We start from the raw sequence: 21912 nt of genomic DNA, 5'->3' as shown, positions 1-21912 counted from the left end.
ATGGGGTGCTAGGGGTCGAGTGTTCGAATCACTCCGTCCCGACCATATAATTCAAGGGGTTGCGAGATTTTATCTCGCGACCCCTTTTATTTGTCCGCGTTTTTACCCCCACAAAACGGCTGGCTCTGAGTGGATTTTTCGGATGTATTACCAATAATAGGGTGTTGTCCTAGGGGCGTTTGACAGGCCGATTGCTTCGGTCTATCTAGCGGCCATCCGATGATGGGATGAGAAATCAGTATCGACCAAAGGCACATTACGGCTTTCACTAGAAGAGCTATTATCCCGCCATCAGCTCAAGAGGGGCCCTCTGGCCGGCCAATTCCGGCACTCCCTTGGGCATAACGACAAGGATGGTTGCGCATGGACGACATCGTTCAGCCCCTCACGCCCCAAGAAGAAGTCCAGCCTAAAGAAGTAAAAATCCTCGCCACCTTGGTGGCGAAGCTGAACCTTGCAGATTTCCAGAACGCCATCCCTGTGATACGCGAGCTTCGCCTCTCGAACGAGACGAGTGATCGTTTCGTCAATGCGACTCTTACCCTTAGCTCGGTGCCCGAGGTATTTAAGTCCAAGATCTGGCGGATTGACGAGATCGCTGCAGATAGCTTCCGGGTCATACCTGGGCTTGATCTTGTCCTGGATGGCCCTTTGTTGAGTCGCCTGACAGAGTCAGAGATGTCGACCTTTACGTTTGTCCTAGAAGCCGATGACAAGGAAGCGGAGAGCGGTCGCAAGGAAGTTGCTCTGTTTGAACAGGTCGTAGACCTTCTGCCTAGAAACCAGTGGGGCGGCTTGCGCCATATACCAGATATGACGGCGGCTTTTGTTCAGCCAAATGATGCGGCGGTTGAAAGGTTGCTCAAACAGGCAGCCGAGTTGCTTCGTCTTAGCGATAAGCCGTCCGCACTTGACGGATATGAGGGTGGCCCCAAAAGAGCTTGGCAGTTGGCGTCGGCAGTGTGGGGCGCGGTGGCGCGCATGAAGCTCGACTATGCGTTGCCGCCGGCCAGTTTTGAACAATCAGGACAGAAGATTCGTAGCCCCAGTCAGATTGCTGACTCCGGGTTGGCTACTTGTCTCGACCTGACTCTGCTTTTCTGCGCAGCATTGGAGCAGATTGGTCTTAACCCCGTGATCGTATTCACTCATGGTCATGCTTTTGCTGGTTTGTGGCTTAAGCCAGAAGAGTTTACGACTGCCGTGGTGGATGATGTCACTGCAGTACGTAAGCGGGTGAAGCTTCAGGAGCTCGTGCTGTTTGAGACCACTCTTATTACCCACGCCTCGATACCGCCATTCTCTTATGCGGTAGAGATGGGCACGAAACAGGTAGCCGAAGACGCTGAAAGTGTTTTCGAGATGCTGCTAGATATCCGTCGCGCCCGTTTGCAACGTATCAAACCGCTCGCCAGCTCAGAGGCTCAGATTGCACGTGTCGCCGTTGCTGAGTCTGATGAAGCCCCATCGCTTCTTGTGGAGGAAGGGATCGGCATCGCCGATGACAATATTAAGGTGCAGGTTGAGGATCTGTCTAAGCTCGACCCAGCAGATCGCCTCGGCCGGTGGCAGCGAAAGCTTCTGGATCTGTCGCTTCGAAATAACTTGCTCAATTTCAAAATGGGTAAGCGAGCGCTGAAGCTTGAATCTCCTGATCCCGGTTCTCTCGAGGACATTCTTGCAGGTGGACAGTCTCTGAAGCTGCTTACCAGGCCTGACCTGATGGATGGCGCAGATCCGCGTGAGCGCACACTCTATGAACAGCGTGAGCGAGAAGATGTTCGCCGTCGTCATGCTGAAGATGCTCTCAAGCGTAGGGAAGTATTCGTTGCGCTGACGTCCGCCGAAATGGATGTCCGGTTAACTGAGTTATATCGAAGCGCTCGTACTGCTTTGCAGGAGGGTGGCTCCAACACGCTTTTCCTGGCCATCGGTTTCCTTAGTTGGACGCGTGAGGATAGAGCTGGGCAGAAGTACAAAGCGCCACTGGTCTTGGTTCCTGTCACTTTGGAGCGTAAGAGCGCACGCTCCGGATTCACCATGGTGCTGCACGATGATGAGCCTCGTTTTAACCCGACTCTGATCGAGATGCTGCGCCAAGACTTTGAGCTGGGCTTAGGTTCGCTGGAGCAGGAGCTGCCTCGGGACGACTCCGGTCTGGATATCGTAGGCATTTGGAACAAAGTTGGTCATGCGATTAAGGACATCGCTGGCTGGGAGCTGAACGAGGACGTTGTGCTCTCGATGTTCTCATTTGCCAAGTATCTCATGTGGAAGGATCTTGCCGAGAATGCAGAGCACCTTCGACAGAGTCCAGTAGTCCAGCATCTTCTGGATACGCCACGCGATTCGTTCATTTCCGATACCCCGTTTCCGGAGGCTGAGTCTCTGGACCGTGATTACGGCCCGACTGATGTGTTCTGCCCACTGCCATCTGATTCATCTCAGCTTGCGGCTGTGATGGCAGCAGCCAAGGGTAAAGACTTCGTCCTCATCGGCCCACCTGGCACGGGTAAAAGCCAAACGATTTCCAACATGATCGCCCAGTCGATCGCTCAAGGGCGTCGGGTGCTGTTCGTGTCTGAGAAAATTGCTGCCCTGGATGTCGTGTACCGGCGCTTGCGTGAAATCGGTCTGGGTGAGTTCTGCCTTGAACTTCACTCCAGCAAAGCTCGGAAAACGGATGTCCTTGCTCAGTTACAGTCGGCTTGGGAAGCGAAAGGGCAGGTAGATGCTGCCGCATGGGAGGTGGAAGCGCAGCGGCTCGCGTCCCTGCGTGACAGCCTCAATATTTATGTCGAGCGTCTGCATCGCCGGCACCGCAACGGCTACACCATCTACGATGCCATCGGGACGGTGACATCGGGTGTTGATGAGGCAGTAGCTCCACTTGGTTGGCCATCTCCGGAAACGCATGATCAGAAGGCCATGCTTGAGCTTCGAGAGCTGGGCGACCGCCTTGAAGTGAACGCACAGGCTGTGGGTTACAGTCAGCTGGCAGGCAACGCTTTGTCCAGGGTAGGCCAAGCAGAGTGGTCGCCTCATTGGCAGCAACAATTCGTGCAGGCGGCTCGTGACGTGCTTCCCGCTGTGTTTGAAGTCCAGAGAGCTGCCGATCGATTTGTTGAGCTGTCCGGGCTTCCTGTTACGGAGTACACCCCAACAGCGCTTGAGGGGCTATCGATCCTTTCTCGAGCACTTCCTGCTGCCGCTGGGCATGATTGGCGTTTCGCACTGCGCCCCGATGCTCGCTCGATTTCTAAACGTCTGAGTGACGGCTGCACTTGGGTCGACGAACACCGGGACATTAACTCCAGACTCTCATCCCTCTGGTCCTCTCGTATTATTGCTGAAGCTAAACAAGGCATTGATTTGCTGCAGCAACGCCGCGCTACGTTCGTTGATCTAGGCCCGGCCTGGCCAGAAAATGTCACTGACGTTCTCGGGCAAGCTGTCACATTGCTGTGTCAGATAGACGACCTCAAGCAACAGCTAACGGCGTCCTACGTTGATGCGATTGAAGTACTTGATACCGAACTCCTGCTGCGTGAGTGGAAAGACGCGGAGGAGTCTTTCTGGCCTAAGTCTTGGTTCGGAAAACGCCGCATCGCTGGGCTATTGGCTTCGACGCAGACGTCAACAGGTGAAGTCGACAATGGCAAGGATCTCGCTACTTGGGTAGAGATTCGGTCGGTGCGTCGAGCAATCGATGAGCTGGAGCCAGGTCATGAGTGTGTTGCTGTTTGGCAAGGTGCCAAATCCGAAGCAACGCATCTCGCGACAGCGATCAAGCTGCAAGAGGCTATGCGGCTTCAGAAAAGTAATTCTGCCTGGATCGATGACGGCTTGCAGTTGGTTGAGCAGGGCCAGCTAGGTGATGAGCTGAAGGAGGAACTCCGCCGGCTGCGTGCGCTGACTCGTCTCGATGCTGGGTTAGATGAGCTGGTTGATCTCAGCTCAGCAACTAGCTCTCTCTGGAGCGGTTTGACCACGGATATTGACGTGCTGACTGCAGCTCTGCGCTTCCAGGCTGAACGACGTGGCATAGAAGAGCGCGGTCGGCTTGTCGACGACCATCCTCATGTAGAGGAGGGGCGTTGTGGCTCGTCGTTAAAAGCTGATTTTGAGTTGCTCAAGAACAGAGCAGCAGTTGAGCGAGAGTTGGTGGATCTGGCCGATCTGCGAGAAATCGTTCCTGTCTGGAATGACTTGAAAACGAAAGTTGACGTCGTGCGCAGTGCGGCAGCGTTTCAGGGGGAGATGGCTACCGCGGTGGCGAAGCTGGCACTCAATCCTGAGCAGGTCGCGGCCTACAAAACACCGCTTCAAACTCTGTTGGGGGATGGTAACGCACTACTTGAACCGGAGGCTGCTATAGCCAATGCAGGTGTTGCTCTTCGAGAAAAGCTTGAGTTGCTACAGGCGCGAGCGGCGCACCTGACGGCTGTCGGTCATTTCACCGAAATGGGCGTCATCGAAACTGCTCACCTGGCGCTAAGTGATATCAAGACAAATTGCGAAACTGTCGTCTCGTCTGAATCGCGCCTTAAGGCATGGTGCGCTTGGCGGAAGGTTCGCGATGAAGCCTACGCTGTCGGCCTAGCGCCGATTGTTCAAGCGATGGAAGCAGGAGCTATCAGCTCTGGAAAAGTCTGGCGTGTATTGGAAGTAAATTATGCCCGCTGGTGGCTGAATACGACGGTCGACAACGAAGAGGTGATCCGGACGTTCGTCAGCGTGGAGCATGAGCAACGCATTCGCGATTTCCGCGCTTTGGACGACAAGTTCACCGAGTTGACCAAAGACTGGCTCCGAGCTCGGCTGTGTTCCGACCTACCAAGCCAAGACAGTGTAAGTCGCTCTTCAGAGTGGGGAGTCCTGCGACATGAGATGGGCAAGAAGACCAAGCACATTCCATTGCGGGAGCTGATGAGTCGTGCGCCAGAAGCGCTAACCAAGCTGACTCCATGCTTGCTCATGAGTCCTCTATCCATTGCTCAGTATCTGCCTCCTGCCTCAACGCCATTCGATCTCGTTATCTTCGATGAGGCATCTCAAATACCTGTCTGGGATGCCATCGGCGCCATGGCCCGAGGGAAGCAAGTGGTGATGGTGGGCGACCCCAAACAGCTCCCTCCAACTTCGTTCTTTAACCGCGCTGAGTCGACCGCTGAGGATGAGGATGTAGAGGCTGATCTCGAGAGTATTCTGGACGAGTGCATCAGTGCCAATCTGCCAATGCGTAATCTTAACTGGCACTACCGTAGCCGCCACGAAAGTCTGATCGCTTTCTCGAACCAGCGATACTACCAGTCGAAGCTGGTGACCTTCCCATCACCGTTTACGGCCGACAAAGCAGTACGGTTATGCCCAGTCCCGGGTGTATATGACAAGGGCGGGTCGCGAACAAACTTAATTGAAGCAAGATATTTAGTTGCTGATTTGGTTGCTCGCCTACTGTCTCCGGCCTTCCGCGAAAGCGGGCGGACTGTGGGGGTCGTAACCTTTAACGGCGAGCAACAGAAGCTCATCATGGACATGCTGGATGAGGCTTGCCGGAAAGACCCATCACTCGATTCGTATTTCGCTGAGTCCGAGCTGGAGCCTGTGTTCGTCAAGAACCTTGAGAGCGTTCAAGGCGATGAGCGAGACATCATCTATTTCTCGACCACCTACGGAAAAGACGCTGCGGGTGTGCTGTCCATGAACTTCGGTCCGATGAACCGCCCTGGTGGTGAGCGTCGACTGAACGTGGCAATAACCCGTGCTCGACAGGAGCTAGTGGTGTTTTCGACCTTGCGCCCAGAGCATATTGATCTAGCTCGTACGCAAGCGATCGGGGTTCGAGATCTTAAGCACTTCTTGGAGTTTGCAGAGCGTGGCCCACGGGCTCTCGCAGAGGCTGACTTTGGTAGCGTGGGTAGTTTCGACAGCCCATTCGAAGAAGCGGTTGCAGCGGCCCTGGCTAAAAAGGGATGGCAGATATTTACCCAGATTGGCGTTTCCTCCTTTCGAATAGACCTTGGGGTTGTTCACCCTGATGCACCTGGACGGTACCTTGCCGGGATTGAATGCGACGGTGCTACCTATCACCGCAGTGCGACCGCTCGTGATCGTGACAAGCTCCGTGAATTTGTACTGCGTGGACTTGGCTGGGAGATCGTTAGGATATGGTCGACGGACTGGTGGGTTGATGCAATTGGAACTGCCGAAAAGGTACATCAACGGCTGAACGAGATTCTAGCGGATTCCCGAGCCAAGCAGGCTGTCATCGATGCAACTCAAGAGGCAGAGCGACTGAAAATCGACGCAGCTATGGCTGAGGTCATTGAGGTAGCAAGTCAGGTTACTGTGGTCGCCACAGTGGATAGTGTGGCCGAATCCAATGACCCCTCAGGCGCGTTGCCTGATTTGAAGTACGCCAAGGCTGCATCTATCACACCAGATGAGGATGTCATGGCTTTTGCTCGTCCCCTTGAATATTTGATTTATAAAGAAGCCGACCCTCGTCAGGCGGTAGGGTTGGTCGATCCAGATCAGTTCTTTGAGGCGAGTTACACGGAAACGTTGGAGCAGATGATTGCTCATGTCGTAGCGGAAGAGGGACCGGTTCTGGACACGGCGCTCGCAAGGCGCATTGCCCGTGCTCATGGCTGGGTACGAACCGGCTCACGGATACGTGATCGCGTTGACCAAATTGCCCGGGCACGATTCCGTTCACATGAAGAGGAGCAGACAGGAGTCTTCTTCTGGCCTATTCATATCGAGTCGGATACCAGTGTCGTCTTCCGTAAGCCCGGCGACGAAGATTCCACGAGAGGGCTATCTGAAATCTGCCTGCCAGAACTGCGTGCTTTGGTTGATGAGATGGTGCAACGGGGTCACGAAGGGGAGTCCTTGATATACGCGGTCGCGAAGGAAGCTGGTGTAAGCAAGCTTGCTCATGCAGGACGTCAGCGAATTGAGAAGGCCATACGTCAAACGGCGGAGTAGCAAGAAGAAAGGGGGGCCGTGAAGGTACCCCTTATTTGTGAATAAATGGGCCTGCCCTCGCTCTGTGATGCGTGGAGTACATATGCCCTCCTTCTGGGTTCCCTGGTATTTTCAGTTTCCAGGTGTTCAGATGATTCAGGCAGAACCAGGAGCTATGTTAATGTGCCATCACATTAACGGTATGGAGAGTCGTGATGGGTTGGAAAGGGACTGTACGTTCGCTGCAAGCGTCTGCGCGGCGATCAGAGCGCAACGCTCATCGCCGGCAGCGTGAACTTGAAAAACGACAGAAAGAGTACGCAAAGATGGAAGCGCTGGAACAAGCAGCGTATGAAGTTGAGGTGTACGAAAATCACATAGATATCCTCCTTTCGATACACAAGGATTGTGCCGAGCCTGTGAAATGGAAGCGGCTTCTCTCCAATCCTGAACCTAGACAGCCACTCAAGAGCAATACTCTTGAGCAAGAAGCTACGCATGCTGCCGCTACATATCACCCCAATTTCTGGGCTCGGCTCTTCAAGCTAGAGGCTCGTCAGCGAGTAGCCCTTGTAGGCAAGATTGGCACCGCGCAGGCGGAAGACGAAAGGCAATATCAGACTCAGCTTGTTGAATGGAAAACCGCCCATACCGAGTGGGCAGAGGAGAGGGATATTGCGATCCGTATCCTTGATGGTGACCGTCAGGCCAAGCTAGATGCCATCGAAGCTTTCGAGTCGTTTGCAGAAATATCACACCTCGGCTCAGCTATTCAGATGATTGTTCATGAAGGTGGTGTCCTAGAAGCCAAAGTCGCTATCCATGGCTCCGATGTGATTCCGACTGAAATCAAATCTCTACTCAAAAGCGGCAAGCTGTCGACCAAAGCTATGCCTGCTGGGCGGTTCAACGAACTTCATCAGGACTACGTGTGCAGCTGCGCCCTGCGAGTAGGTCGAGAGTTGTTGGCAATCCTGCCGGATGACTTGGTCATCGTCACCGCTCTTGACAATGTGCTTAACAGCTCGACAGGTCATATGGAGGAACAGCCAATTCTAAGTGTTGCGTTCTCTAGGCCAACTGTTTACGGACTTAACCTCGAAACCATTGACCCGTCTGATGCGATGAAGAATTTCGTCCATAACATGAGCTTCAAGAAGGGTGCTGGATTCTCGGCCGTTGCCGCCCTTGATGCTCAGCGCTTCGCCGTGAACGTATAACTGAATCATCTGAGAATCCAGAGAGTGTCATGGCAAACATGAAAAAAATTGGCTTGTACGCAGGCATATTGGGAGCGTTGGCATCAGTGGCAGCGCTCGTCCTGCCGACCCAGGCGGTTTCGCACAGCTCCAGCGGTAACAACAGTCCGGTCATTTCTGGCAATGGGAATAACGTCAACTATCAATCTGGCTTTCCCGATCTTGAAACGATAAGGGCCCAGCGTCCTAATATCAGTGATCAACAATACGCTGCAATTAAGCTCGGCATGACATATGAACAGGTGCTGGATATCGTCAAGATTCCCGGTAAGGAGGCCGCCAGCGGCAGCAACATGCAGATCTATACATGGGGGACGGAGGTGTACGTATATATGGTGGTGACCTTGGTGGACGGCAAGGTTCAATCCAAATCTCATTGATGTGATGTCCACAAATCCGGTCTCTATTGTCGGCGGTGCTTCTTCAGGCTGGGGATTAGGAAGGCGTTTTTGGTAAGGGCTTTGCAAGAGCTTGACCTTGCTTGGTAGCACGGTCAATACAGTCGATACGTTGATAAGTGTCGACTACGTTAATCCTCTGAGAGGAGCGATTACAGGATCTTCCATCACGGTGAGTAGAATTTGACGCATGCGGTTTAGTTACAACACTATTGATTCCTGCAAGGAACGCACAGCATTGGAGCAGCATGGACAGAACTCTCCCTATCACCATTGACGAATCTACGTGGCCAGGCCCTGGGGTACCTCCTCTTTTTCCTAAGTCTTTCAAAAAGGGGCGTAGTCATTACGATTTAAATATACCGTCAATGCTCCTGATGATCGGCTATCTGACGACGCCAGTGGCGACGACGGGAGTCACGCTGAGTGAGTTCTGGGCATGGGTTAGATATCTAGCAGCAATCACCCCTGGTGATACGGAGATGAAGCTAACGCATAGCTTTGCGGAGCTTGACGCTCACCAGAAGACTATCTTGAGCGATGACTTCGGCATGGGAGTATCTATGCTATGGCTCACAGATAAACTAGATCTAGATCTAGATCTGATCGTCGACGGCCGTTATTTCATGCAGCAGTACGCGGCGTCATTGCTTGTAACTCAATGCCGAGTTGCGAAACGAGGGCCTAACAAGACTCCCGATTTCGTAGCCAGGGATACCAGAGGTCGATGGCATGTCATCGAATGTAAGGGCACCCAGTCGGGAGTTGACTACAGCGAGCGGCAGCTCTCAGGAGGGATAGCTCAGAAGCAATCTCTGCTTTTTCCCAAAGGACACGTCGGACAGCGTCTTGTATGCGGGCTCACTATTGGCATCGAAGGAGCAGAAGGAAGCCGTCTGAAAGTGATTGACCCCGTCCCAGATGAGCCAGTCGAGATTTTGTCACAGGATCTACCAAACGCAACTGACGCGGCTACAAGGGGTGTCATGTCCAAGCTATTACGAATGGCAGGGTTCGAGATCTCAGCAGAGGCTGTCGCTTCGCCGTCTGGGAAGGTGCTAGCTTGGGGAGGAAAAGAGACACGAGCAGCAGAAGATAAGCGTCACCAGTTGATAAAAGAGCGTGATGCGATAGCGCGAGCCGAGTTGAGTGATGCTGATAGCCACAAGAGGCTGTTTGATGAAAGGTTCATTGGTCGTGAAACGCGTATTGAGCTCCCTCGGGCAATTCGAGTGGGGGGCGACTTTGTATCCCACGTCATCGTGCGACAAGGCATCAACCGCGATGCTGTGAGTGAGCTTGCCGAGCAGCCAACAATCGTTGAGCTCATTAAGAATTCTGAATTCGATTGGCCAGAATTGATTGGCCGGAACAGAACTACGTCAGACGGTTTCTCAGCCTCGCTGGACATCGGCAAGCTATTCCGTGCCGAGCTTATTTTGCGCCGATAGAGGAGGCGGATCGAAACCAGATACTGAAATGCCCCCTGGTTTCTTAGGTGCTTCTCAATAATTGCTTTTGGCCGTTTTTGCCCGTCACAGCATTGTACTCAAAGGGTAGCCTGTCGCGAAGAGCCGCAGTAGACCCAAAGCGGTCGGTGCGACAGAGACGACAAAGCAAGCTTCCAACAACGATTGTCTGTCAATCAAATACCCGGAGAATTTTAAACTTCATGAATGCAGAGCCAGAACCTACGGAGATCGCCTGTGAACTCGATCCAAATGATAAGTGCTACGTGTGCCGAAATGTCTATGACGAGAAGGAGACTCGGAGACACGAGGAGCACATCATTCAAAACGCAATTGGAGGAAAGTTAACCTCTAATCGCATTTTATGCGAAGAATGCGGGGGGAAGCTTGGCGATCTCATTGACACCCCGTTTTCTAGTGAATTGGTGCTGTTCAATATATTACATGGAACTAATCGAGACAGGGAATCCAGCAGAAGCGGTGCTAAGGTCGAAGTGCTGACTAAAGTCAAGCCTGAATTCTCGGAGTCCACGACTTACCGGTTATGCGAGGATTATCGCGTTCTACCAAATCGCCCAATATTTTTCCGTGACGAAATAGAGAAAACCATAACGGTTGTTGCCTCCACTCCCAAACAAGCGACAGACTTTTCCAAGAGTAATTCAATACAGCAGCTAGCTAAGGCGGGATACACCATACGGCAAGAAGATGATGTGGGGAATTATGCAGAGAAATTCATATTTAAATTTGATTCTAATTCGTTAGCTATTATTCGTGGTGTATCAAAAATCGCATTAGAGTTCGCTCTTCATTCTGGCGTCGAAATTCGTTATCTCGAAGACTTCATCGTTTCTTTTCTAGACGCTTCAGACACTGAAAAAATTCAACAGTTAGTGGCGCAATACTATCCAGTAACAGATGAAGAGAAAATATACGAGATCAATAAATATAAACACGAGGATTGGCATCCAAATCATCAGATTACATTGTTCTCAAATGGAAGCGATCTTTACTGCTATGTTGAGCTTTTTGGGGCTATTCAGAAATACATTCACCTCTCATGTAAGTATGGTGGTGAAAAAATTCTGGCGCGCTTCACGCAACGTGTTAGAAGCTGGGATTTTGATCCGGCCGACTGGACTGGTGGTCCGAAAGAACTTCATATGTTTGCGGGCCAATTTGGAGTTCAGTTCTATGGTCGGAGTTTGATGGACGTCGAGAGGGACGTCATACATCAAGCTCGTATCAGATCCTATGCCTTAGATCCTGAAATCCAGATCAATAAAGTAGAGGTCATCATGCAAGCGCTCATCCATTATTTAGTTTCGAACATTACGGGGGTCCCAGTTGTAGACGAGCTACTTGAAAAAAGCGTGAGTGCGGACCAAACATTCGGACTTTCGATGCTCAGCAAACTAAAAGATAATCCTATAGCCGCTTTGACAATGATCCGAAAGAGCTACTGGCATTTTAGAGTCAAGGCAAATATGGATTGCTGTCCGACCCTAGCTAAGAAAATTGCCCCGGATGTCTTGGATCAGTATGCCAGGTTCAAGCTTTACGAGAGTCTTTGCAGTGTTGCGAAAGAGCAAGAGTTCACTATTTACGAACCGCATACCGGCATAGATGGTTACGTAAAATAGCTTGTAGTCACCGGACTAGGCGAGTTGCCACTGTTGTGCAGGCGCTCGCCAAAAGCTACTTGTGGCCGATTCTGTTGAAAAAGTCGGCTGGCCCAAACTATCCGCATATTGATTCATGAAAACGGTGCTTTTACGCGCTGTTACCTAAAATTCGAGCCCGGAAGCCTCCGTCGAAAATAAAGACGCCTCTTCTCTTCGGCATAGTCGTGATGTGGTTGATGGCGCATCACCCGCGAGCCTGCAAGAAGATGGCTTTGGCAGCGGTCGATGACGTCTAGGCTGACCTCCAAAGCTCGTATCATGGTCAAGCGAGTGTGGCGCAGTGGCGTCCTGTCGCCGTTGTGGCCGTCGGCACAGACCTCAGTGTCGTCGTGACGCCATCGTGAGAGGGCTTTGCGGTTTTTGAATCGGGTCTGGTGATCGCTGGCCTGTTTACTCACCACTTTGACGTCCACATGCCCATCATCCTGCTTGTTGGGGAAGCACCACTGGGAGTCGCCCGTCAGGGTTTTAAGTTCCTGAAAGAAATGCAATGCGAAGGGAGGAGGAAAACTTGGTGGTCCTGTTTCTTGCCCCGGGCGCCTTTGACGTTTTCGCTCGGGAGGAACCAGGTCTGCCGGTCCAGGTCGACATTTTTCCATTCGGACTGGAGCAGCTCGCCAATCCGGCACAAGGTGCCCAGGCTGATCCAGAGCGCGAGTTGAGTTTCTTTCTTTAACGACCGAATGCCCTCGTATTTTTGGCCGGCGGGGAGGGCGTTGTAATCGGCGGTCATTTGCTGGAAGCGGTTGTGCAGTTCCAACAGCTCAGCCGGGGAAAGGATGCGGGCTCTTTCCGCTTCGTAGTCGGCAGGGATCTAGGGGGAGATGTCGACCAGTTCAGTCGGATCACCTTCAACCAGTAATGCTTGCCGGTTGGCGCTTTCTCGCCCAACTGAACATTTGGGTGATGTCGGCGAAGAAGCTGATGGCTTGTCGGTGAGCGCCGCGGTTGACGACGGTACGGATCAGTGCCCGAATATCGTGTTCGGACACACTGCTCACCGCTGTCTTGCCAAGCGCCGAGAATAGGTCCTTATTAAAACGACGCTGTACTCGGCATTGCCGTCTTTGCGCGCGACGCCATCCACCAGCCAAGCCTTGGCCAGATCCTGGACGGTCAGCGTTTGCACCTTCGTCGTTTTTATTTGTTCGGCCTCTACGTTAGCCGCGGCGTATGCCAATGCCTTGGCGGTTTTCTTCTGTTCGTTGGGATTGATCTGCTCATCGATGAGCGCGCGGGCCTGGTTGCGGGCCTTGCGGATGTCCGTCAGGGATTTGCGTGGCCAGGTTCCGCAGGCGTACTCTTTGTTCTGGTTGCCCCAGCGATACCGATAGAGAAAGCTGACCGACACGCCGTCCTTACGGACTGAGATTCGACCGGCGAGATTGCCATCCTCTCGGAGGATTCGGCCGGCATCATCAGCGGTCAGCGACTCGAGTTCTTTGATGGTAATTTTGGCCATAAATTGGGCTCCCCCTACTTTTACCCCCACAAAAATGCCGGCTCTTGATGGACGTTACTGGACTCTCGTAGAGCGGAACACCGCTGGAGCTCAAGTAAATACAAGCTTAGAAAAATCTAGGGTGAAATTTTGAAGCCTTTCAAGAAGTATGAAAAAGGAGATGGGGTGCTAGGGGTCGAGTGTTCGAATCACTCCGTCCCGACCATATAATTCAAAGGGTTGCGAGATTTTATCTCGCGACCCTTTTTCATATTTGATTGTGTTTACCCCTACAAAACGACTGGATCCTGCTGGAATCTTCTATCAGAACGGCTTGCTCCAGGCCTTGCCTGATCGCGCTAATTGGATTGAAATAGGTGTGATGGCTTTATAGTGGCTTTTTTACATTGCTCATTAACGATCGATGGCATTTTGGCCTCGATGCAGGGAGGCAAATCGATGCGAGCTCTTTTGAGGTATCCGACGCAGGTTGGCACCTTCTACATTGCCCAGTCGACTGGCGGGCGATTTCACCCAGTATTTGATGATGAGAGCCTGGGCAGCATCGAAGCATTGCCGATGCGATCAATGATCTGACAAGTGATGCAACTAGCTCGGTGCTGCACCCCAGAACATTTGAGTTGCTGGATACGCCTGTTCCGGGTTACCTGATGATCCTGGCGAGTGGGTCCGCGTTTAAGTTTCATACGCCCCATGGCATCGTTTCTCGGGTGCTTGCGGGCGACGTTCCTTATTTCCTTACTTTCTTAGAGCGTCGTATGGTGAGTATGAAAAAAATAGGTTTGTATGCGGGGATTTTAGGCGCTTTGGCGTCAGTAGCTGCGCTGGTATTGCCAGGAACCGCAGCGTCGCAGAGCAGCAGTGGCGCAAATAGTCCAGTCATTTCTGGAAACGGCAATACCGTTAACTACCAGTCGCAGACTGGGTTCCCTAGCGCTGAAACAATCAGGGCACAACGCCCTAATATCAGTGAGCGGCAGTATCAAGCGATACAACCGGGAATGACGTATGACGAGGTACTAGAAATCGTGAAAATACCCGGTAAAGAAGCCGCAAGTACGGGGAGGGTTCAAGTCTACACGTGGGGCACTGAAGTGTATGTCTACATGACGGTGACACTGGTGGATGGCAAGGTCCAATCAAAGTCTCATTGATACCGATTCCCCTTACTCAGGCCTCTTGTGGTGTCGTCGATGAGTAATTTTTACCTCTTAGCAAGAATTTACCGGCGCAGGACAGCGCTAAGGAAGCATTTTGTCCGTCATAGATATCAATGAGTTTCCTGCCTTCTTTCGTGCCTACAACTGGTCGAACGTGAACCACAAGGCACGAGGGTATCCGGGCGACATATATCCCGCCTTCCCATGGATAAAGTCGTTGGAAGACCGTGGCAGTTGGCTTGTTAAACAGACGATAATCACTGACGCACCGACGGACTATGTCCGTGAAGTTCTCGCCTGGGGTGCCGGAAAGAACGATCCCCGAATGAGATTTGAGGTCGGTCTGGGCAACGTTTCACTGCGGAGTATCTTCGAGCCAGTAGTTGCCAATATCGGTAGTCCAAAGGCCGCGATCACTGCGGCGCTTCAGATCCCTGGGTGCGGGTTGACCTATGCATCGAAGCTGCTGCGGTTCTTGCGACCGGATGTGCACGCCAGCCTTGATGGGCGTATACGCGAAGCAATGCTTAAAGCCGGATTGCTTAACAAAATTTACGACAGTAATGAAAACTCGATGATCCGAGGTTACGTTGCATTCCAGGCCTTCTGCGCTGACTTGGTTACGCAACTCGATGCGGCAAAGATCGCCCGGCCGGGATGTAATCTTCTTGCGGCGCAAACAGAGACAGGCTGGCGAGTGGCAGACGTAGAAATGGCGTTGTTCACGTGGGCCGACCGCTCGCGCCCGGGATCAGGCGCTGAGAGCCAGATAACTACTCCTGAGTGAAAGAAGTACGGTTCATGCCTGGGCCGCAATCAGCGTTATTAAGTCTTTAAAACCGTCACTTGATCAAAGCGCCCGTACGGCACCAGCAGCCGGGAGAAGGAAAACTCTCCTATGCTAGCCAGCAGCCTAAGGGCAAGACCATGGAGCAACGAGCAATGTGTTTTAAACCTCGTTGGTGACTCCAAACGGAATATGTACAGATGGCACTACTGTGCTGGCTGAACGTAAATGGCCCGATTGGTCATCGAAAAAAATATGCGGTCTTAGCACACCCAATACCTTCCTCTTTTCGATACCACCCAGAAAAAAACGCGTCATTGGCCATCACGCCCCAGCTTTTTAGTGTATTTAAAGCCCGTTCATGTGAAGGCGCATTGCCGACTCGCATCAAGTTATCGGCATAACTGCCGAAGCGGTCCATTTCAGAACATGCGGTACTATCGGCGTAACACTGCAGTGGGGGTCGAACTCCGATGTGCGAAACGGCGACGGGTTGGAAATGGACAAGTCCTTCAGCTTCACTTGTGAGCTGACTTGCGAGACGCCAAATCCTGATCCCGACGACCTTGAGTATGTTGAGAACTCGGTGATGGTGGACACCGGAGATTGGCAGACAAGACCAGATGAGTGGGACGACCACCCTGATGAATCGCCTCGGGTTCCGTAGACACCTCTTTGCCTTAAACTGGCCGTCTTGGCGAAGCGCTGTCGGTGCTATCCGGGCGATGTGGTCGATTCCATTGGCAGCCCAACTGGCGCGTGTCTAAACTTCAAAGTGCTATCATCGCCGCGTCCAAGTGTCATAGATTAGAAAAAGCGAGCGTTGTAGATGGCAAGGATGATTCCGGAGGATGGACCACATCACACTGAAAGCTACGGTGAGCGTCACCTTTACTCAGTCCTCAAATCCCAGCTACCTGACGAATACACCGTAATCCATAGCCTGCCATGGTTGTGCTCCGCAGTAAGCAAGCTCGACAAACGAGCGAGGCCTACAGGAGAGATTGATTTTCTGATAGTCCATCCAGAAGATGGGGTCTTAGCCCTTGAGGTTAAGAGTGGTGTTTATCGAATCGAGAATTCTTTCTTTGTACATGTCCGCAATGGCTAGATAGACCCACTAAGTCAAACCAAAAAAAACGTCCATGGATTCGCGTCGTGGCTTGGTAATGACCCGGCACTAGGCCTGAGAATCGGATACGGATTTATTTTTCCTGATTCGGATTTTGATCGGTCTAATATCCCAGGAATGTACGATACCCAGTCCAATCCGCCTCAGTCGCTGTATATAGATTTTGAAGCGTACCCTGACGTCGCTCAGAAAATCATAGACCTCATGAAGTATTGGAAGAGGGCACTTCGAAATTCTGATTTGGGCCCTTCCAGAACCCAAGAGCTGATCGACTACCTTGCTCCAAAGATTGATGGTCAGCCTCGATGGGGGAGTCGAATTCGCTATGACAATAAAGTTTGGCTTCAGTTAACAAGCGAGCAAAGTTTGGTCGTCCGTTCTGTGCTGAGGAACAAGGACTCACTGATCACGGGCTGGCCAGGTACTGGGAAAACCTTGATAGCTATCGAAACTGCGAGGAAACTCTCGGTGGAGGGCAAGCGGGTATTGGTCCTCTCATTCAATGCACGGCTCACTGAGCATATTCGTGCGCAGCTTGAAGGCTATCGAACCTGCACAGTGATGACTTGGCACGGTCTCTGCCGTCAAGCAGCAAATGCGCTGAATCATTTGTCGGTGGGGGAGGAGTGGTATAAGAACAGGTGTTTAGAAGATTTCGATATCGCTATTAACAAGGGATTGCTAGGAGAGTATGACACGCTTGTCGTAGATGAATCGCAAGCCTTAGCAGAATCTTGGTGCAAGACGCTTGTAAGTTGGTTTGATGGAAAGCCAAAAGCATTTTTCTGCGACGAAACTCAAGTATTCAAATTCGAGCGCAACGGCGTGACCTTAGACGGCTTGACGGAGATTTTAGGAGTAGCTGCTTTTCCGCTTTCGATCATCTTACGCATGCCGAAAGCAGTTACCGAAATTCTTTCAGAGGTAGTTCCTCCCAAGATCCAGTTGTCCTCGCCACGAGTAGCTGAACCGGAAACTGCGCTTGAAATCATCACGTTGACCCCCTGTGAGGAGCTTCTACGTATTAAGTCTGAACTAATCGCGGGTGGCGTTGGTTCAGAAAATATCGTCGTTTTGACAGGGTCGATAATTGATAGGCAGTATTTTGATTTTTTGAAAGCTGAGAAACTAGCTACTGAAAATATAGCGAAATTTCGTGGTTTAGAAGCTGCCGTTGTTATTGTTTTGGGCGCTGAAGCATTAGATACAGCCGAACTTTTCAGCGCCTACTCCCGCGCAACGACGAAGTTTGTAGCTATTTACAATGCTCATAATCGCCAATGGAAAGGCCGTCTGGATTTTCAATCCAGGTTGCAGCGGAAGCCTGAAAGTGCAGCGATTTTGAAAAAAGCCCAAGTCCCGCTTCGCATTAGGAATATGGTGGCGCGTTGCACTTCTATTAGACCCTTGGGCATGAAGAGTTTGGATGTTATGTGGGCTGAGGATTGGAGGGCGATGCTGGTTGAGTTTAAAGCGCACGAAACTCAACTCGTACTATGGGTTAATTATCTGTCCCGAACTATCTCTCATCCTATATTTATATGGTATGGAGATACGCTCACTAAATTTTACATGGTTGTGCCCGAGTTAAATGGAGAGATTGAATCGTGTGGTCATTATTCTCTGGCTATGGAAGAGTGCAAGGCATGCGGTTCCCTTACTCCGCACAGTGATACTGCGAAAATCAAGTGTGCACTTTGCTATACGGTGGAGAGCAGGTTGTTGCCGCCCGATCAGGATATCATCGACCAAATTTCTTTGTATGATGCAGTGATCACCTCGAGGCTGCCGACACATCAGGCTCTACAGTTGCGACCCCATCTTCCTTTAGAGGTGGCAGCAGTAGCAGCACTGATGCGCGCGAATAAAAATAAAGTTCGAAGCAATATCCTCTTGGTCCAATTACCTTCCGGACGAAACCTTTATACGACCGCGTTCGTGTTTGCGCAATCCAGGATCGCAGTCTGCTTGCCTAAGACAACCATGTCGGTAGATGTTCTCGCGGATGAGATTTACTATCGCTACAGGGAGTTGGAGCAGATTTCGCTAGCAGAGTGGCGTTCAATTGTTGCGAGCGCCTTCGCCACTTTCAAGCAGAAAGGTTATGTGGTCAGAGTTGGTAAAAAGCTATATCAGCCCGTGGAAGATGTAGATGCACCAGTACCTAAGCGGTATTCCAATGATTAATGAGGATATGCGGAGATGGTGGCTGGTAGAGAATTTAGCACTGCTCCCAGGGGTAGGTGAGGGGAGTTATGGTCGTTCGGAGTCAATGTCAGAGGTCCTAGATCGCATGCCTGGCGGCTCCTGTGTTGGGGGGGCTCTGTTATCTCGGCTAATCGAGGTAGCCGTCCATGAGCTTCGACGTTTTTGCGCTCTTTAGCCATTGACTCACTAGCGCGTGAGGCTCGGTTAATTGATAGGGGGGCTTCAAACGTTCCCCGGACTATAGGTGAGTTCAAATCAGTGCCACTCGTGGCGAGCGAGGTGTCATGGTCGAGCACCTGGAATCGGACATTGCCTTCGACCTGAGGAAGTTTGGGTTTGGGTTGGGTTTGGGTTGCAGTTTTTTTTCCGATTTGGCCCCAGTGGGCCACGGCCAGGCCAAGGAGAGGGATGCCGGGTTTGCAGCAAGCTTTGGCGACGGTGACGTAGGAAACACCAATCTCGCGGGCCAACTTGACCATGGGCATTTGCCATACTTTTTCGAACAGTTCCGCAACGGTGACGCATTACGAATGCGTACATGCAGTCCTTCACTGATGGTGAGTTTAGCCATAAAACGGACTACCCCTACTTCCCCCCACAAAATGCCGGCTCTTGATGGACGTGACTGGACTTTCGTAGAGCAGAACACCGCTGGAGCTCAAGTAAATACTAGCTTAGAAAAATCCATAGTAAAATTTTGGAAGCTTTTTAGAAGTATGAAAAAGGAGATGGGGTGCTAGGGGTCGAGTGTTCGAATCACTCCGTCCCGACCATATTTTTCAATGACTTAGGCCAATGTTCACAGCATTGGCCTTTTTCATGTGTGTGAGATTTGCAGGGCTACTCAATCACGCCTGCGACTCGCATCACCCAGTGTTTGGGTTTAGTAAGAATGTCCGCTCGTCGAGCAAATAGCACTCTCTGTGCGCCGATCTCCTCTCACTTGTTAAGCGCAGCCCCTGCGCCACTGACGGGAGAGAATGATGATCGACGACAACAACGGCCCTGAAGCGCCATATCCGGGACCAGGCGAGCAAACCCCTGACTCTGGCGAGGGTCATGATTCGGGCCTGGAGCAAGCTGACTCTGAGCCAAAGCAAGGTGCCGACGAACGACCAGAAGACTGGAATCCGCCACCCGGGAACCCTGGCTCTGATCAAGATGCCCAGACGGGTCGCGACAACGGCGGCGCGAAATAGACCCTTTGAATTCATATCGTGTACGAGACCCGGCCATCGCGCCGGGTTTTTTATCGATCCACCTAACCCGCTAGCAATGTAGCCGGGATGTACACGGAGACGGTCATGGGTTTGAGGGGCGAAGCCAAACGGCGCCGGCGACTGGATGCTTCGATCCAGGCGCCGGCAACAAGCATGTTCACTCTACTATGCAGATCCAACGGTGGTTGTATCGGTATGGCGCGCGGGTGAAGTGCACGTCTGAGACCATCTTCATGCCGCGCTCTTGAAGCGCTTCGGTCAATTCTACGAGTGTCTCTGCCTGGATAGTCATTGCTGTCACCTCGTCAGATTTACTGCGTTCATAATTCTTGACCGAGGGATCAGGCGGCTAATTCATTTTTTCTACGGCGGTCATTGGCGGCGTGAGCATGAATACCGCTTTACTTCGTGCCCGCTACCTCGACCCATTCAAGTCCGAACCGTGCCAAGTACTTCCTCAAGCGATCGGCATCATTGGGCTGAGCCTTGGCCTGCCGGGAAATACCGAACAGCTGTCGACCGGCATCCGACAGACTGTCCGCGCGTCGGCACACCTCAATGACAGCCTGCAACTGCAAGCGGTCGAACAAGTCCATGGTCTCGCCATCTCCCGGTAAATCAACTGCAGCGGGTTGCGCCAAGCCCCACGCATACCGCAATCGATCAATCTCCTCGTCTACCTGCGCTTCATCGATGCGCCCGCTGTCGGCCAATGTCGCCATCCGTGTGATCGATGCGGACAGTTCGCGGAAGTTGCCCAGCCAGGCTGCTGCGCGTGAGCTGGCAAAAGCCAGGTAGCGTCGGCGAGCTTCGAGATTGAAGCGCACCCGCTCACCCTGTTCACGAGCATGGCGTTCCAGCTCGAAATCAATATTTGGCTCGATATCCTCGCGGCGGCCGGCGAGGCCCGGCAGATCGAATGTCCACAAGTTGATGCGCGCATACAGATCTTCGCGAAACAGGCCGTCGGCGACCCGGCTGCGCAGGTCGCGGTGGGTGCCGGCGATGATCAGGAAATCGCTCTCCACTTCCTTGTCCGAGCCCAGCGGGAAGAAGCGTTTCTCTTCAATTGCCTTTAGCAGCATCGCTTGTTCGTCCGCACCGAGTTCGCCAATCTCGTCAAGAAACAGCATGCCAGCGTCTGCGGCGCGCAATAGGCCATCGCGAGGATTTTGCGCGCCGGTGAAGGCGCCTTTGACGTGGCCGAACAAGGCTGACATCGCGCCGTCGCCACGCAGGGTGGCGCAGTTGACTTCGACGAAGCGACCCTGCATCTGATGGCGACTGCGTTTGAGCTCGTAGATGCGTCGCGCGAGGAAGGATTTGCCGGCGCCGGTCGGGCCGACCAGTAGCATGGGGGCTTTGGAGCGCAGGGCAACGCGCTCGATTTGCTCGATGGAGCGGTTGAATGCGGCGTTGCGTGTGGCGATGCCGGATTTGAGAAATTCCAGGCCTTCGAGGCGCTTGCTGGCGAAGCGTGAGGCAATGCGATCATAGCGCGACAGGTCGAGATCGATCAGCGCATGGGTGCCGCAGGCGGGCTCGTTGTCGCTCTTGCGTTTGGCGGGGGAGGTCTGGATCAATCGGGCCGGCAGGTAGCGCGCCTCGGTGAGCAGGAACCAGCAGATCTGCGCGACGTGGGTGCCGGTGGTGATGTGGACGAGGTAATCCTCGGTCTCAGTGTCGAAGTTGTATGCAGTGGTGAAATCGTGCAGGGCGCCGTAGACCTCTTCGAAGTCCCAAGGGTTGCGCAGCGGCATTGGATGCAGGCGCACTTCGGTCGCTGGGGAAATCTGCTGGATGTCGGCTTGGACGCGCTCGGCAAGGCTGACGTCGCGAGCATCGAGGCCGTGAATCAGTTCAAGCCGGTGGATCGGCAGATCTGTTTGCTGGCACAGGCCTATGGTTGGTCGCCATTGGCTCCATCGGTTTGCGCCCTTGCCGACGCGATCGAGGGTAGCGCCGATAAATCCAATCGCGACCGTACGTTTTCCAGACATGCTTATCTCATAAGATAAATGACGATATGCAATGATAGTTTTGCGCGCCGAGTTTGTCTTGGGTGGATTTTTTGCTGTAAGTCTACTGAGTTAAAAGTCTTTTTAAATCAGGTGGATAGCGAAAAAGTTACCCCGTCATCTGAAGCTGGCACAGCGGCTG

The 21912-nt window shown here is 52.5% G+C and carries 12 protein-coding genes and 2 pseudogenes; 11 read left to right on the top strand and 3 right to left on the bottom strand.

Annotation, left to right across the window (positions count from 1 at the left end; all coding sequences use genetic code 11):
* The first annotated feature begins 363 nt into the window (after positions 1–363).
* The 5 genes from GXB78_RS05520 (at position 364) to GXB78_RS05500 (ending at position 11741) form a co-directional block, all read left to right on the top strand.
* Positions 364–6993, top strand: a complete 6630-nt coding sequence (locus tag GXB78_RS05520) for a DUF3320 domain-containing protein (protein WP_329514651.1) — start codon at positions 364–366, stop codon at positions 6991–6993.
* Positions 6994–7298: 305 nt separating this feature from the next.
* Positions 7299–8192 (top strand): hypothetical protein, encoded by an 894-nt coding sequence (locus tag GXB78_RS05515; RefSeq protein WP_329514650.1) that lies wholly within the window; start codon positions 7299–7301, stop codon positions 8190–8192.
* Between the two features lie 29 nt (positions 8193–8221).
* On the top strand, positions 8222–8611 hold the full coding sequence (locus GXB78_RS05510) for a hypothetical protein (protein ID WP_329514649.1): 390 nt from the start codon (positions 8222–8224) through the stop codon (positions 8609–8611).
* A 266-nt stretch (positions 8612–8877) separates the two neighbouring features.
* Positions 8878–10080 (top strand): hypothetical protein, encoded by a 1203-nt coding sequence (locus tag GXB78_RS05505; protein WP_329514648.1) that lies wholly within the window; start codon positions 8878–8880, stop codon positions 10078–10080.
* Positions 10081–10301: 221 nt separating this feature from the next.
* A complete protein-coding gene (locus tag GXB78_RS05500) occupies positions 10302–11741 on the top strand; it encodes an HNH endonuclease (RefSeq protein WP_329514647.1) in 1440 nt (479 codons plus the stop codon).
* A 185-nt stretch (positions 11742–11926) separates the two neighbouring features.
* Here the strand turns inward: GXB78_RS05500 and GXB78_RS05495 are convergent.
* Positions 11927–13245 (bottom strand): annotated as a pseudogene (locus GXB78_RS05495) (tyrosine-type recombinase/integrase); the annotation flags it as partial.
* A gap of 620 nt (positions 13246–13865) precedes the next feature.
* On the opposite strand from GXB78_RS05495, the gene GXB78_RS05490 reads away from it, so the two are divergent.
* Together GXB78_RS05490 and GXB78_RS05485 are read left to right on the top strand one after the other, a co-directional pair.
* Positions 13866–14399, top strand: a complete 534-nt coding sequence (locus tag GXB78_RS05490; protein ID WP_329514646.1) for a hypothetical protein — start codon at positions 13866–13868, stop codon at positions 14397–14399.
* A gap of 100 nt (positions 14400–14499) precedes the next feature.
* Positions 14500–15192, top strand: a complete 693-nt coding sequence (locus GXB78_RS05485) for a hypothetical protein (protein WP_329514645.1) — start codon at positions 14500–14502, stop codon at positions 15190–15192.
* Between the two features lie 162 nt (positions 15193–15354).
* Here GXB78_RS05485 and GXB78_RS05480 read toward each other — a convergent pair.
* Positions 15355–15571, bottom strand: a pseudogene (locus tag GXB78_RS05480) (5'-nucleotidase); the annotation flags it as partial.
* Between GXB78_RS05480 and GXB78_RS28090 the strand changes: the two are divergent.
* The 4 genes from GXB78_RS28090 (at position 15566) to GXB78_RS05465 (ending at position 19272) form a co-directional block, all read left to right on the top strand.
* Positions 15566–15859 carry a pPIWI-associating nuclease domain-containing protein gene (locus tag GXB78_RS28090; protein ID WP_408005114.1) on the top strand — a complete coding sequence of 98 codons (294 nt, stop codon included), beginning with the start codon at positions 15566–15568 and terminating at the stop codon, positions 15857–15859. The pseudogene GXB78_RS05480 and the gene GXB78_RS28090 sit on opposite strands and share 6 nt — an antisense overlap.
* 162 nt (positions 15860–16021) lie before the next feature.
* On the top strand, positions 16022–16303 hold the full coding sequence (locus GXB78_RS05475; protein WP_329514644.1) for a nuclease-related domain-containing protein: 282 nt from the start codon (positions 16022–16024) through the stop codon (positions 16301–16303).
* A gap of 138 nt (positions 16304–16441) precedes the next feature.
* Positions 16442–18511 carry an AAA family ATPase gene (locus tag GXB78_RS05470; protein WP_329514643.1) on the top strand — a complete coding sequence of 690 codons (2070 nt, stop codon included), beginning with the start codon at positions 16442–16444 and terminating at the stop codon, positions 18509–18511.
* A gap of 305 nt (positions 18512–18816) precedes the next feature.
* Positions 18817–19272 (top strand): hypothetical protein, encoded by a 456-nt coding sequence (locus GXB78_RS05465; protein ID WP_329514642.1) that lies wholly within the window; start codon positions 18817–18819, stop codon positions 19270–19272.
* A gap of 881 nt (positions 19273–20153) precedes the next feature.
* Here the strand turns inward: GXB78_RS05465 and rtcR are convergent.
* A complete protein-coding gene (gene rtcR, locus GXB78_RS05460) occupies positions 20154–21752 on the bottom strand; it encodes an RNA repair transcriptional activator RtcR (protein ID WP_329514641.1) in 1599 nt (532 codons plus the stop codon).
* Between the last annotated feature and the right edge of the window lie 160 nt (positions 21753–21912).

The sequence above is a fragment of the Pseudomonas moraviensis subsp. stanleyae genome, assembly GCF_036283065.1.
In the GTDB taxonomy this organism is placed as follows: Bacteria; Pseudomonadota; Gammaproteobacteria; order Pseudomonadales; family Pseudomonadaceae; genus Aquipseudomonas; species Aquipseudomonas stanleyae.
Note: the sequence above shows the minus strand (reverse complement) of the source record. Positions and strands in the feature narration are given on the sequence as shown.